The sequence below is a fragment of the Streptococcus chenjunshii genome (genome assembly GCF_003086355.1).
Classification (GTDB): Bacteria; Bacillota; Bacilli; order Lactobacillales; family Streptococcaceae; genus Streptococcus; species Streptococcus chenjunshii.
This window is the reverse complement of sequence record NZ_CP031733.1, coordinates 905249-919159: the sequence shown is the minus strand read 5'-3', so window position 1 is coordinate 919159 and position 13911 is coordinate 905249. Positions and strand designations below refer to the sequence as shown.

The window sequence follows — 13911 nt, the reverse complement described above, 5'->3', positions numbered from 1 at the left end:
AAAAGAAAGATGATTCCTCTGCCAATAAACCGGACATTGTCAGCCGCAGAACCTCCTGTTTAAAACTAGAAGCCTGATGCTCACTCATTCCCCTTTAAAAAATCATATATTTCCTGCGGCGTCCCTAAGGCCATAAGTTCCTGAAACTTAACAAGCTGCTTTAAATCTTGGTAAATCCGGCTGTCAGCAATCTCACGTTTTTCCGCCTTTTTATTAACAGTCATCACCCCGTCTGCAATCCTTACAAAATCCAGTTCATCAAAAATTTGAATCATTTTAACCAAGAGAATATCAGGGATTTTGAGGTAGGAAGCCAGTTCTTTCAGTTTATAGCGGACATCAAATTCCGGAAACTGATAAATCGTCCTGTAGAGTTTGGCAAATTGCTCACGCGTCCCATAGCCAGTCAGATAATATTGATGTTCTATCCGGTTTTTAAAATAAATGACATCAAAGACCTTGCCGGCAAAAAGGGCTTTTAAATCTTCCGGATTTTCAGGAACATTCAGCAGCACAACTTCTTTGCTCTGACTGTCTGCTGTCAAGACAGGGACATCAGCAGGAAGAGAACTCTTATTTGAACGGATATCCAACAGCTGAACACCTTCGACTCGAGCATCTTCCAGCATGAGCTGCAGTGCAGTCTGGCCATTCCAACGGTTGACCGACAGGGTTACCGCCAATTCCAGATTTTGCGCCTGCTGAAATTCCTGCAGCTGACTGCCCCGATTAAAAGCCACAAGGTCAAATACAGCCTCGCCCTGAGCAATTTTTAGTTTGAGATGCTTTCCCTGCTGTCCCATAGTTCTTGCCTGTTTCACTATAAAATCTGTTAAATGAAAAACAGGTTTCTTATTATCCATGCCAAAAGGAGCTAGCCTAGTAAGACTCGCCACCGTGTCGAGGCTCAGAGATGATAGATCAAGATTCGCGTCCATCTGCAAAACTCTTTTTTGGCTAAGATTGATGGCCTCAGCAGCGATATAATCGGATAAGGCCTGCGACAGATCAGGAAGTTTCTCTGCTGCCAGGGTCATCCCAGCAGCACCGCTGTGACCGCCGAAAGCTATAAAAAGGTCCCTGCGGTTGGTTAAAGCCTGAAAAATATCAAGCGCTGCCACACTTCTGGCACTGCCTTTGGCTATCCCGTCTTCAATATTAAGAACAATAACGGGCTGATTCAGCTCTTCTAATATCCGGCCGGCAACAATCCCCAAAACCCCGGGATGCCATCCGGACTTGGCTAAAATCTGGACAGGCTGGCTTGTGTCAACCAAGGTCATTGCTTCCTGAAAAATTGTCTCAACGATCTGTTTGCGCTCTTCATTTTTATCATAAATCATAAGAGCCAGCTCCTGCGCTTCCTCTTCATCAAAACCCGTTAAAAGATCAACTGCAGGGTTAGGATCAGCCAAACGCCCGAGGGCATTGAGCTGAGGAGCCAGTTTAAAAGCCACCGTTTCTTCGTTAAGCTGATCAGCATCAGCCTGAGACAGACGCAGCAATTCCTGCAGACCAAAACGTTCGCCTGTCTTTAAAACCTGCAGACCTAACTTGACCATAATACGGTTTTCATCGGTCAGACTGACCATGTCGGCAATAGTTCCTATAGCAACTAAATCAAGCAATTCTGCTGGAACAGACTCCAGCAGGGCACAAGCCAATTTAAAAGCGACACCGCAGCCCGCCAAATCCTTGAAAGGATAGGTGCTTTCAGGATGCTGGGGATGAACAATAGCATAGGCTTCAGGCAGTTCATCAGGAATACTGTGATGATCTGTCACAATAACATCCAGCCCCTGCTTATGCGCATAAGCGAGAGCTTCATGGCCAGCCACACCATTATCTACGGTAATAATGAGCGAAATGTCTTCCTGTTCCGCAAAATATTTGTAAACCGATTTATTGGGACCGTATCCGTCTGTAAATCGGTTAGGCAGATAAACGCGGGCCTCAGCTCCAAGCATTTCCAAAGCTTCTTTCATCACAGAGGCTGCTGTCATACCGTCAGCATCATAATCGCCGTAAATCAGAATACGCTCCCCATTTTCAATAGCCTGTCGGATACGGCTGACGCTCTTTTCCATATCATAAAGCAAATAAGGATCATGCAGATCCGACAGATCGGCCTGCAGAAAAGCGTGTAATTTCTCAGCAGTGTCGATACCGCGCCGATAAAGAATAGTCCCTGCCTCTTCAGTGAGCTTTTCTTTTTGAAGCAGTTTTAAAAAATCCGACTCAGGCTTTTGATCAGCTATCTTCCAGTTATATTTTGCTGAAATCATTTATAATTGAACACCTTTCTGGCTAAAAAATCTGACAGCCTGGGAAAAAGAACATAAACTTTATAGGTGAGGGCTAAAAACCAGGGTAAATTGAGCTCCCGTTTGTTTTTCCCGAGAATCTTAACAATTTTTTTGGCTACAGACGCAGCCGGCAGTGTATACCTTTCTACACTTTTTAAATAAGCACCTGATGGATCTGCCTGATCAAAAAATTTAGTTGCAACAGGACCCGGATTGACCGTTGTCACATAAACATTTTTATCAGCCAATTCCAAACGCAGGGCATTGGAAAAACCAATTACAGCAAACTTGGTTGCGGAATAGACAGTGGCTTTGCTGGTCGCAATGAGTCCGGCCATGCTGGCAATATTAATCAGATGTCCCTGGCCCCTCTCTGACATTCTCGCACCGACTAGGCGCGAAAATGTTATAGTCGCAAAGGTATTTACGGCAAACATGTCCCGAACATCTTCGCTTTTATAAGCCTTAAATGCTCTAAAATCGCCAAAACCAGCATTATTGATAAAAACATCAATCGGCCCAAACTGCTGGTAAATAGAAGCAACCATCTGTTCTACGGCCATATCATCGCTAATATCCAGTTCCAGACACGCCGTGTTTGTCCGTTCCTTATAAAGTGTTTCTAACCGTTTTTTGTTGCGCCCCAAAAGAATCAAGCGGTCTGCGTCGGGAAGCTGCCGAACAATTTCCTGAGCAAGACCGCCGCTAGCCCCTGTAATAACGATGGTTCTCATACCGTCACCTCTTCAAAATCTTTGACTAAATGCGTCTGCTCAAAAACGGTCTTCGCATCAGCTTCTAACTTGCGGCAATCGCGAGCAAGAAAGCGCGCACTGATATGATTCAGAAGCAAACGTTTAGCAAAAGCTTCTTTAGCAACTGCTGCTGCCTGCATATTCGTGGAATGCCCATGCGCCTTGGCAATTTTTTCATCGCCTTTCCCATAGGTTGATTCGTGGACAAGAACATCGGCACCCAGACCCAGACGAATACTGGCATCCGTTCTGCGTGTATCTCCCAAGATTGTAATGACCTTACCTTTTTTAGGAGCAGAGATATAGTCTTGAGCTGCAATATGGCGCCCATCTTCAAGAACAATGTCCTGACTCTGCTTAATCTTGCCAAAAAGCGGTCCAAAGGGCACTCCGGCTGCTTTTAATGCTTCTGCGTCCAAAGTTCCTTCTAAATCTTTTTGCATGACACGGTAACCGACACAAAAAATACTGTGATCCAGTTTTTCAGCGTAAACTGTAAATTTTTCCGTTTCCATGATTTTGCCCAACGATTTTTCATTCAGTTCATGAAAGCGGAGAGGATAAGGAAGACGGGTCTTTGCCGTTCTCAGACTGGCTGTTACATAATTTTTAATGCCGGCAGGCCCGTAAATGTCAATAGCCGTTTGCTCTTCATTGGCTTGAAAAGCCCTGCTCGACAAAAAACCCGGCAAGCCAAAAATATGATCGCCGTGCAGGTGGGTAATAAAAATCTTTTTTATTTTACGCGGTTTAATGGCTGTTGCCAAAATTTGCCGCTGAGTCCCTTCGCCGCAGTCAAACATCCAAATTTCATTAATTTCATCCAACAATTTAAGCACCAGACTGGACACATTGCGCATCTTAGCCGGCTGCCCTGCTCCTGTTCCTAAAAATTGTAATTCCATACGTTCTAAACTTTCTATTTTTTTATGTAAATAATGGCCTGACGCTGAACAAAACTATAGTATTTCTGCCCTGAAAAAGGAGCCGCCAGTTCCAAAACCTCTTCTTGGTTAAAGCCGCTAACCCTAACCGTCTTATCCGCCATTTCTGCCGCCTGACTGAGCTGACTGGATTGAGGAGTCAAATCTTTGCGGACAGTCTCTGAAAAGACAAGCGGAGCCATTTTGATCCTATTCTTATCAAGATAAATTTTATACTGCGGGAAAATCCTCGCTAAATCAAAAAGAAGGGAGTCTGTTATTTCTTCTGCCTTTTCTGCAAAAACATGCGCTTCTTCCTTTTGATTTTCGTAGACAAAACCGTAAGCTTTTCCCGATAAATTTAGGCGGACAAATGGTTTTTCTTCTTTAAAAGAAGGGGCTGCTGTCATCAAATGCAGTTCTTTTGATAAATCAAAATAATAGTCAGTAGCCGCTTTAGGCGACTGTTTTTGGTATATTTCCGCAAAATAAGCATTAATGACACTGGGAGGCGGTGTAATAAAGGTCAGCTTATCCTCTTCAGAAGAAAGATGCGACAGCACATGCTGCAGATAAGCTCGGTCCAGCTGTGTAAAACCGCCGTATTTCAGTCCTAAGGCAATATAATCAGTCATAAAATTCTTCTAGTCTCCATTTGTTTTCTGCCGCAATATGGCCTGTCACTGTTTGCAAGTCAGCAGAGGCATCTAAAAAAGCATATTTTTCCAGTTCATAAAGTCTGTACCGTTGGTCAGCAGGAAGCTGCAGTGAGAAAGCGGTGAAATGTTTCTTAATTTCAGCAATAAGAGACTGACGCAGGAGCTGTTTGCTCCTTTTTTGCCGTGCTGAAATAGAGATATGCGGAAAAATGGTTGCCCTAAAATCCTCCGCCAGGTCCTGCTTATTATAAACGGTTAAACGCGGAATCGAAAGCATATCCAAGTCCTTTAAAATGTTTAAGACAGCTTCTTCCTGCGCTACATGATCAGGATTGCTGGCATCAATGACATGCAGCAGCAAGTCAGCCTGCCGGCTTTCTTCCAGCGTTGACTTAAAAGCAGCAATCAGTTCGGTTGGCAAATCCTGAATAAAGCCGACCGTATCTGTTATAGCAGCCTGAAACCGCCCCTGCAGGTAAAGCTGCTTAGTAGATGAATCGAGGGTCGCAAATAAACTGTCTGCAGCATATTCGTCCCCTTTGGTTAAAAGGTTCATTATGGTTGACTTTCCGGCATTGGTATAGCCGACTAATCCGACTTTAAAGATTTCAGTTCCTGAACGCTGCTCGCGAAGGAGCTGACGTTTTTGGCTGATTTGCCTGAGTTCTTGTTCAATAGATACAATCTGACTGCGAATCGAACGGCGGCTGCGTTCCAATTGGCTTTCTCCCGGACCTCTGCTGCCAATTCCGCCAGCCTGCCGGCTTAGAAAGAGACCGTTCCCGGTAAGTCTGGGCAGCAGATAGTTCAGCTGAGCCAGCTGAACCTGAAGCTTCCCCTCATGACTGCGGGCGTGCAGAGCAAAAATATCTAAAATCAGCTGCATCCGATCAAGTACTTTCAGATTGAGAGCAGCCTCCAAATTATTGTGCTGTCTGGGACTAAGCCGGTTATTCATAATCAAGGTGTCAATCTGCTTTTCTTTGATAAGAGACTTCAAATCTGCCAATTTCCCAGAACCAAGCAAAAATCTGCTGTCATACTTGGTGCGCTTCTGACTGCCGCTTGCCACCACATAAGCGCCGGCTGTCTGTGCAAGTTTAGCTAATTCCTCCATGGAAAGCGAAAAATGAACAGCCTGCGGCAGCTCAACACCAAAGAGCAGCACACGTTCCTGTTTTGGTGCTGTTGCAAGCATGGCATCACCCCTTCCAAGCCTAATAGTGACAGCTTATATTATACCACAAAACAGACTGAAAAAGAGGTCTTCCGGTACCAAATTCCCAGATAAAAAAGACTGAAAAGGGGGAGCTATTTCAGTCTCTAGCTTTCTAAAAAATCTGTTACAATTTGGTTAATTTTGAATTTAATCTCTGAATCAGCAATATCAAAAAAAGGAACCTGCATCCTATTTCTGAACCAAGTCAGCTGTCGTTTGGCAAAACGGCGGCTGTTCTGCTTGAGCTTGCTGACTGCCTGCTCCAGGCTTTCCGTTCCTGCGAAATACGGGAAAAATTCTTTATAAGCAATGGCACGGCTAGCCTGAACATGCGGATAGTTATCATAAAGCCACTTGGCTTCTGTCAGCAAGCCCTGCTGAAGCATGCTGTCTACCCGCTGATCAATTCGCCGGTAGAGCTCTGTTCTTTCAGTATTCAAACCGATAAGCAGAGGACGGTAATCAACCTGATGGTTGCTGAGCTCTCCCTGACTAAATTGTGCTAATTCTAATGCACGGATAAGGCGCCTCCGGTTAGGCTGAGGGATGTCCGGCTTCAAGGCTGCTGCTTTTTCAAATAAAGCAGCGTCAGAAAGACTTTCCAATTCCTGCCGGTAAGCCAAAACGTCTTTTTGATTAAGCTGACCGCCTAAATGATAGCCCTCCAGAAAACTTTGGATATAAAGCCCCGTACCGCCGACAATAAGAGGAACTTTTCCGCGCTCCGCTATTTCTTTAACAGCGGTCTGTGCTTCCTGAACAAAGTCATAGGCTGAGTAGGTCTGTGTGATATCGCGGACATCAAGCAAATGATGAGGAACCAAAGCTTGCTCTTCTGGAGTCGCTTTGGCCGTTCCAATATCAAGCCTGCGGTAGACCTGCTGACTGTCACCGCTGATAATTTCACCTTTAAATTTTTGTGCCAGCTCAATGCCCAGAGCTGTTTTTCCCACTGCTGTCGGCCCGACTAAAACAAGCAGTTTTTGCACCATCTCTCAACTCTCCTCTTCATAGCAGCATAAAAAGCTTTTCACTTGCTATTTCAGTTTTTTTTCGCTACCATTATTATATCATAAGGAAGAGCTGAGAAAAACTCATCATCAGCCTAATATTTGCTATAAAAAATTAAAACAACTTGATGCGGGAAAGTAAGCGGCAGAGCAGTAAAACAGCTCCAGCTTTCTTTTTAGCTAATGAACGTATACAGATATCTAACGGCAAATGTACGGCTTCCAAAAAAGTTTGATTCAGCTCATCATAAATTAAAGGAGACATCATTATGGCTAAAAAATTTGCATTTGCTAAAGGTCTGGCAACTGGTGTACTGGCAACTGCGGCTACTGTTGCCGGAGCTGTTTTTGCAGTTAAGAAAACCATTATTGACCCGGAAGAGGAAAAAGCAGCTTTCATTGAAGAAAACCGTAAAAAAGCTGCCCGCAAGCGTGTCGCACACTAATATTAGCTATCTTTAAAACAGATAAGAGCTCCCAGAAAATCAGATTATTCTGACTTTCCGGGGGCTCTTATTTTAATTAACATTTCTCTGCCTTAGCTGTGCTTTTTACTGCTTCAAATGCGGTTCTTCACCACTTCTCCCACTCTGTTACGACCTTAACATGACCGTAATCAGCAGGAGAATACTTGCTGTCATAGATCGCGCACCAGTCAGTCAGCACTTTCTGGTTGATTATCTCATCATAGTAGCGGTCCAAGTCGGCTGCCCTAATGCCGTAGTCAGCTAAATATTTCTTGACTTGTGAAGCTTTATCAATATAATTGTCAGGGTCGCCTTGCTCGATAATTTGAACTTTTTTTTCAAATGTTTTTGACTTTGCGATATATTTACTAAAAACCCATATTTTTACACCTGTCCCTATCTCTCTTTTAAAAGAAATAGACATCGTACGGTATCGCCTTTCAAAATTAAGAACCTGTATTCACAAAAAAATGTTAAACTAAAGCTATGACAAGAAAAATCTACGATACCGATTTAACTGATCAAGAATGGGCTAAGCTTGAACCCTGTTTCTCTAACCACCGCACCTATAAATGGTCTAAACGAGAACGCGTTAATGCGACGCTGTACATCACCAAAACAGGCTGTCAATGGTGAACACCTAACAAATGATGTACCCGTTTCAGGATAGCGGGTTTTGAGAAGGAGTTCTCTTCTTTGCCTCCTCATAATAAATGAAGAAATCGTTTTCAGGATACAATATTTTGTGATATAATAGTCATATATTGATATTAGGAATAATTTAATGAAAGGTAAAATATAATCATTCTCTTTGAATTGGTAGATGGCACTGACTTAATAGAAAAATGGAGGTAATAGAATGAAGACTAGAGGTAAAGCCCGTCTTAAGCTGTCTCTAGCCTTGTTTCTATTGCTTCTTTTTTGGCTGGGTACCAGTCGTTCTTTCAATGATATGGCCTTCTTATGGATGGTGTTACTGGTTATTCTATCCACCCTTGTTATTGGAAGAAATGTTCGCAAACTAGATAAAAGAGACTGTTTGATTGGGCTAGTTCTAGGGTGTTTAGTGGCCTTATCGTCCCCTTTTTTGGCTGTGATAACTATCCTAACCTATTTAGCCTCCTGTCTATTGCTGAAGGATAAAGAAATTTTACAGGAACTGTTATGTCCTAATCATAAACAAAAGTTTTATCAAGATATGGTTTATGGACTTATCCCTGGCCTTCTTCTAGGGGGTGTGAACCTTTTTCTAGCTAAAATAGCCATGCCTGAAGTAAACATTGGTCTGCCAGCTTCTTTCAGTTTCCAACCAATTTTAAATGCTATTCGAGCAGGTGTTTTTGAAGAAACAGCTTTTACCCTTTTCTTCTTTGCGTTTGCAGTTGGTCTGACCAAGAAAGAAAAGTTTTCCAAAGGAGAAAATTTTCTAGTCTATCTGATAATGATTGTTCCTCATACCTTGGTGCATTTCACGAGGCAAGAGTTTGAACTAGGAAATGTTCTGGTTCTCAGTTTCCTTTTTGGGCTCCCATTTGCTTTCTTACTTCGGAAGCGCGGATTGGTTAGTGCGGTAATGGCGCATATCATAGTGGATTTCATACGATTTTTACTTTTGGGTCTTTAAAATAATAGGTTAGATTCCTAAACCAAGTTCCACCACTATTTTCAGTGGAAGTCAGTTTGAAAAAAGAGATACAACCAGTGAAAACTCGTGTTAGAGAAGTTCCACTGGTTCTTAAAATAGTTGATTTTAAGATCTTTTTATACTCGACAAAAATTAAATTCTGATTTGTAAGAACCTGTATTCACAAAAAATGTTAAACTAAAGCTATGACATGAAAAGCATATGATACCGATTTAACTGATCAAGAATGGGCTAAGCTTGAGCCCTATTTTTCTAACCACCACACCTATAAATGGTCTAAACGAGAACGCGTTAATGCGACCTTATACATCACCAAAACAGGCTGTCAATGGCGCATGCTTCCTCATGACTTCCCTCCATACCCAACCGTCTGAAGTTCCTTTCGTCGGGCTAAGGAGAGTGGTCTGTGGGATCCCCTTTTGACAGAGCTTGTTAAAAAAAGCGACTAAAGCGGGTAGAGCAGCCTCGCCAACCTATGCCATCAAGGATTTTCAAAGTATGAAAACAACAGATGCTGCAGAGGAACGTGGCATTGATGGTGGTAAAAAAGTCAAAGGAAAAAAGCGCCACATCGTTGTTGACACCATGGGGAATCTTCTTGTAGTTGTCGTTCATGCAGCTAATAGCCATAACACCACATCAGGGATTTTAGTGGCTCGTCAAGTATAGCACAGGAGTTTCAGTGTCCAGTAGACATTTCTGAGAAAATTAAGGGAAGCTAGCAAATCATCCCTAAGCGTTGGGTGGTAGAGAGGACCTTCTCTTGGCTGAACCACTCTCGAAGGTTAGCTAAAGATGTTGAGAAGTCGGTATTATCAGAGGTTGCTTTTGTGAAACTATCGCACATTAGTCGATTTTTAAAGGTGTTATGATGTTGTGAATACAGGTTCTAAAACCGACCCTTATCTCAGTATACTTATTTGGTAAACTTTTTTCATTGTATCTTCCAAAAGGAGTATATTTGGAAGATTCTCCATCACTCGGCCAAGAACCTCTGATATCGAAACCTTCAATATTCCCCAAAATATTATGACTGCGGTAAGTCTTTTTCGTTTCTTGATACATTTCGTCAAATATATTTTACGGCTGTCTCGCATAGTGATAGCAGAGTCCTGCTGAGAGAATCATCAAAACAAGAACTGTCATTAAGATTGCTTTTTTCATTTGTAGCCTCTTTGCGCTCTTAGACCACGTGTCGTCCGTTTATACAAGCACATTTACCACTTCTCCCACTCTGTTACGACCTTAACATGACCGTAATCGGCAGGAGAATACTTGCTGTCATAGATCGCGCACCAGTCAGTCAGCACTTTCTGGTTGATTATCTCATCATAGTAACGGTCCAAGTCGGCTGCCGTAATGCCGTAGTCAGCTAAATATTTCCTGACCTGTGAGGCTTTATCAATATATTTGTTAGAGTCCCCTTGTTTTAGAGCTATTTTAACAGATTTTTTTAATGTTCTGTCTTTATAAGTATATAATCCCCATATTCTTACTCTAATCTTAGAATTGATGTCCCTTTCAAAGGTAAGAGAAATAAGCTTCGTATCACTTTGAAAATTAAAACTGATAGCAATATCAGAATACCCATTAAACGTGGTTTCTTCACTATATGTTCCGAATGGTGCTTGCGCAATATTGGGATCATCAATCGGCCAAGAACCTCTAATATCGAAACCTTCAATATTTCCCAAAATATTATGACTGCGGTAAGTCTTTTTCGTTTCTTGATACATTTCGTCAAATATATTTTGCGGCTGTCTCGCATAGTGATAGTAGAGTCCTGCTGAGAGAATCATCAAAACAAGAACTGTCATTAAGATTGCTTTTTTCATTTGTAGCCTCTTTGCTATTTAGCGGCCGCTTCTAAACGATCCAAAAACTGTGAAACATCGCTGTAATGCTCGGCAATATAGGCCTTGCTTTCTGTCTCGCCTGCTGTCAGAATATCTGTCGGGACCAGACTGCTGTATATCGTTTGTTTGATCTCATTCCAGTCCTTATTTTGAAGAAATTCTTTTTCCCTGACAGTATCATCTTTTGCCACATCGCTATAGTAGGATGACATCGCTTTATCATAAGACTACCGAAACTGTTGACAGCAGTTTCGACAGTCACTTACTAATCAGGTCAGAGATACGGGAGTTATAGCTGTAATTGAGTATACTTTAAGAACGATTTTTCTTGTTTTCTTGTTTTAAGACTTGGATTTCTTTGTCTGCTGTGATAAGAATACGGTCACCGCGTTTTATATCGCCGTTAATCAGCATACTGGAAAGTTTATCTTCAACCAAGCGAGTAATACCGCGTTTCAGAGGTCTGGCTCCGTTGATAGGATCTGAGCAGGTCTGGGCAATAAAAGCAGCAGCCTTTTCATCAAAGCGAGCGTCAATTCCTTGGTCGGCAATGAGAGCCTGTTCTTCTTTTAAGAGGAGGCTGGCAATTTCAAAGAGCGCCTGCTCATCAAAAGGTTTGAAGGTGACAATCTCATCAATACGGTTTAAAAATTCAGGCCGGAAATAACTTTTTATGGCAGACTGAGCATTATTATTAATGTAGTCATAATCCAGCTGTGAAGCCAGCTGGCCAAAACCGATTCCTGAGGTCTGCTGACTGTCTCCCATGCCTAAATTAGAGGTCATCACAATAATGGTTTCTTTAAAATCAGTCGTCACTCCGTTGCCATCGGTTAAGATGCCGTCATCAAAGACTTGCAGCAGAATGTCAAAAATTTTGGGATGGGCTTTTTCAATTTCATCGAATAAAATCACCGAATAGGGCTCCTGACGGACTTTATTGGTCAGCTGTCCGCCGCCTTCAAAACCAACATAGCCGGGCGGTGCGCCAATCAGCTTAGATACTGTGTGCTCTTCCTGAAACTCCGACATGTCGATACGGATCATACGATTGTGCTGACCGAACATCTCTGACGCCAGTGTCTTAGCTGTTTCTGTTTTGCCAACACCGCTCGTTCCCAAAAACAGATAAACACCTACCGGACGATGAGGATTGCGAAAGCCGGTTTTTGAACGAATAACGGCCCTTGAAATGGCATCAATCGCTTCTGACTGGCCGATAATTTTTTGTGACAGCCGCTCCGGCAGCTGTTTCAGCCTTTCCAGCGAGTCTGCTCTGTCTGCTTCTCTTGTGGATACCTTGATATCTTTGAGAGGAATCCCTGTTTTTAAAGCAACCGCTTTTTTGACATCTTTAACACCGACACGCAGATTATTTTGAGGATTAGATGTCATTTTATTTCTCGATTTTTGGAAATCCGCCTGAAGGTCTGACATCTTTTGCCGTACCTTGTCAATCTGCTCCCTGTCAGGAAATTCTACCGCTTGAAGCTGTTTTAGCTTATTCTTTAATCTCTTTAGCTTAGCGTCATAAGCCTGATTAGCCTTTGAGACTGTCCCGCCCTCAATACTGACCAGAGCGCCGGCATTATCAATGACGGTAAAGGCGCTGTCAGGCAGCCTTTCCTGCAGCAAGTAGCGCTTAGCCAATTTGACAGCCCCGCTGATAGCTCCTTGATTATAATGCAGGTTATAGTGATTTTCGTAAACTGGAATCACTGCCTTGACTATTTTTTGAGTATCTTCGAGCGACGGTTCGGCAACCGTTATTTTTTCAAATCGCCGAACTAAGGCAGAATCACGCGCAATATAATCCTGCCACTCTCTGGGCGTGGTAGCGCCGATAATTCGGAAATCACTGCGGGCCATAACCGGTTTTAAGGAATCCGTCAGAGATTTTCCTTCCCACAGCATATGAATTTCGTCAATAAACAGGATGACATTTTTCTCCCGTGCCATCTCGTCAATAAATCTCAGAACGCCTCGGTTATATTCCCAGCGCAGAGCAGCATTTAAATCCTTGAGACTGAACTGCAGAATTTTTTTCCCTTTCAGCGAAGGGATTTCCTGATTGACAATCTTTATCGCTAAACCTTCAACAATGGCCGATTTACCAACACCGCCTTCACCTAAAAGGGCGACATTGTTTTTATCCCGCCGGACCAGAGCCACTTCAATACTTTTCAGTTCCTTTTCACGGCCGATAACTGGCTGCAGCAGGCCTTTTTCCGCTTTTTCTGTCAGATCCGTAGCAATATCCTCTAAGATAGAATAATCGGGATTATCCAGTTTGTGAGAGATCTGTTCTGACTCCGCCGCTTTTTTTTGCCGCTCTTCTTCAGCACGTCCGTCACGAAAATCACTCCAATGGTAATGCCCCTCACGAATCGAAAAACGGGACTGAATATCTTCCAGTGACAGCATCAGATGGGGGTCATATTTCAGCATTAATTTTTCGATAACCTGGCAGGCATTAGAGGCTTCATCCTGCACCATGCCTATCAGTATCCAGTAACTGTCAATACCGCCTTCCGGAACATTCTGAAAACGCATCTCTTCAGCGAACTCAAGGATGTTTTTAACATTCTCGCTCAGAAAAAGATCCTGGGCATACTTAACTCGCGTCTGCGTTGCCGCTTCCGGCAGAAATTCCACCGGATTGGCTTTCAGCCATCTTGCCCGGAGCTGCCGCCGACGCCGCTCTGGATTGCCTAAATAATTGTCACGCTCATCCAGAACGATTTCCATCCGTTCCTTTACTAGATCAGCTGCTTCAATTTCTTTGAGAATTTTGGTTTTTGTAATTGAATAGCGCCCCAAAGCATAATTAGCTCCTGAATCGACAGTCGAAGCCAAGGCAGACAGTAAATCCTGCGACATAATCAGCTCTCTCTTATCTGCTTTGACCAGTTCGGCAGCTGCTTCTAAGGCTTCTTTTGTCTGTTTAGTAAACTTGTATTCGATAATAAGGGAATCATTGGACTTTTTTTTATCGGACATCAGATTTCCTTTCCATACTGTGAGTTTTCGTTTTTTTCATTATAACAAAAAGGTGTTCTTTTCTCTTTATT

At 42.9% G+C, this 13911-nt stretch carries 15 protein-coding genes and 1 pseudogene; 5 read left to right on the top strand and 11 right to left on the bottom strand.

All coding sequences use genetic code 11. The annotated features are described in order from the left end of the window. Positions 1-80 precede the first annotated feature (80 nt). The 6 genes from recJ to miaA all read right to left on the bottom strand — a co-directional run bounded on the left by recJ (position 81) and on the right by miaA (position 6854). Complete coding sequence (recJ, locus tag DDV21_RS04555) at positions 81-2285, bottom strand: single-stranded-DNA-specific exonuclease RecJ (RefSeq protein WP_116878564.1); 2205 nt, start codon at positions 2283-2285, stop codon at positions 81-83. After that, positions 2282-3040, bottom strand: coding sequence for an SDR family NAD(P)-dependent oxidoreductase (locus DDV21_RS04550; protein ID WP_116878565.1), 759 nt, complete (start codon positions 3038-3040; stop codon positions 2282-2284). Before DDV21_RS04550 ends, recJ begins: the two co-directional genes overlap by 4 nt. After that, entirely contained in the window at positions 3037-3966 is a 930-nt protein-coding gene (rnz, locus tag DDV21_RS04545; RefSeq protein WP_116878566.1) for a ribonuclease Z, read from the bottom strand. Before rnz ends, DDV21_RS04550 begins: the two co-directional genes overlap by 4 nt. Positions 3967-3980: 14 nt before the next feature. After that, positions 3981-4619 (bottom strand): cystathionine beta-lyase, encoded by a 639-nt coding sequence (locus DDV21_RS04540; RefSeq protein WP_116878567.1) that lies wholly within the window; start codon positions 4617-4619, stop codon positions 3981-3983. Further along, entirely contained in the window at positions 4612-5841 is a 1230-nt protein-coding gene (gene hflX, locus DDV21_RS04535; protein WP_116878568.1) for a GTPase HflX, read from the bottom strand. The genes DDV21_RS04540 and hflX overlap by 8 nt, the downstream gene beginning before the upstream one ends. 125 nt (positions 5842-5966) lie before the next feature. After that, on the bottom strand, positions 5967-6854 hold the full coding sequence (gene miaA, locus DDV21_RS04530; protein WP_116878569.1) for a tRNA (adenosine(37)-N6)-dimethylallyltransferase MiaA: 888 nt from the start codon (positions 6852-6854) through the stop codon (positions 5967-5969). A gap of 287 nt (positions 6855-7141) precedes the next feature. Between miaA and DDV21_RS04525 the strand changes: the two genes are divergently transcribed. Further along, positions 7142-7318 carry a DUF3042 family protein gene (locus tag DDV21_RS04525; protein ID WP_116878570.1) on the top strand — a complete coding sequence of 59 codons (177 nt, stop codon included), beginning with the start codon at positions 7142-7144 and terminating at the stop codon, positions 7316-7318. 127 nt (positions 7319-7445) lie between these two features. Here DDV21_RS04525 and DDV21_RS04520 read toward each other — a convergent pair whose 3' ends face one another. Beyond that, positions 7446-7799, bottom strand: coding sequence for a TipC family immunity protein (locus tag DDV21_RS04520; protein ID WP_259293884.1), 354 nt, complete (start codon positions 7797-7799; stop codon positions 7446-7448). Between the two features lie 26 nt (positions 7800-7825). Here DDV21_RS04520 and DDV21_RS12060 point away from each other — a divergent pair, with 26 nt between their 5' ends. The 4 genes and pseudogenes from DDV21_RS12060 (at position 7826) to DDV21_RS04500 (ending at position 9653) form a co-directional block, all read left to right on the top strand. Next, positions 7826-7975, top strand: coding sequence for a transposase (locus DDV21_RS12060; protein WP_116878572.1), 150 nt, complete (start codon positions 7826-7828; stop codon positions 7973-7975). A gap of 223 nt (positions 7976-8198) precedes the next feature. Beyond that, the gene (locus tag DDV21_RS04510; protein ID WP_116878573.1) at positions 8199-8963 is read left to right on the top strand and encodes a CPBP family glutamic-type intramembrane protease; all 765 of its coding nucleotides are present in this window, start codon (positions 8199-8201) and stop codon (positions 8961-8963) included. Positions 8964-9208: 245 nt separating this feature from the next. Then, positions 9209-9358, top strand: a pseudogene (locus tag DDV21_RS12055) (transposase); the annotation flags it as partial. 124 nt (positions 9359-9482) lie between these two features. Then, positions 9483-9653 (top strand): transposase, encoded by a 171-nt coding sequence (locus DDV21_RS04500; RefSeq protein ID WP_142917749.1) that lies wholly within the window; start codon positions 9483-9485, stop codon positions 9651-9653. A gap of 177 nt (positions 9654-9830) precedes the next feature. Here DDV21_RS04500 and DDV21_RS11980 read toward each other — a convergent pair whose 3' ends face one another. The 4 genes from DDV21_RS11980 to DDV21_RS04480 form a co-directional block, all read right to left on the bottom strand. After that, positions 9831-10061: a TipC family immunity protein gene (locus DDV21_RS11980; protein WP_310590874.1), complete on the bottom strand. Its 231-nt coding sequence runs from the start codon at positions 10059-10061 to the stop codon at positions 9831-9833. A 140-nt stretch (positions 10062-10201) separates the two neighbouring features. Beyond that, entirely contained in the window at positions 10202-10819 is a 618-nt protein-coding gene (locus DDV21_RS04490) for a TipC family immunity protein (protein ID WP_117287777.1), read from the bottom strand. 14 nt (positions 10820-10833) lie between these two features. Beyond that, positions 10834-11052 (bottom strand): hypothetical protein, encoded by a 219-nt coding sequence (locus DDV21_RS04485; RefSeq protein ID WP_116878806.1) that lies wholly within the window; start codon positions 11050-11052, stop codon positions 10834-10836. A gap of 100 nt (positions 11053-11152) precedes the next feature. Further along, positions 11153-13840, bottom strand: coding sequence for an AAA family ATPase (locus DDV21_RS04480; RefSeq protein WP_116878805.1), 2688 nt, complete (start codon positions 13838-13840; stop codon positions 11153-11155). Positions 13841-13911: the final 71 nt, after the last annotated feature.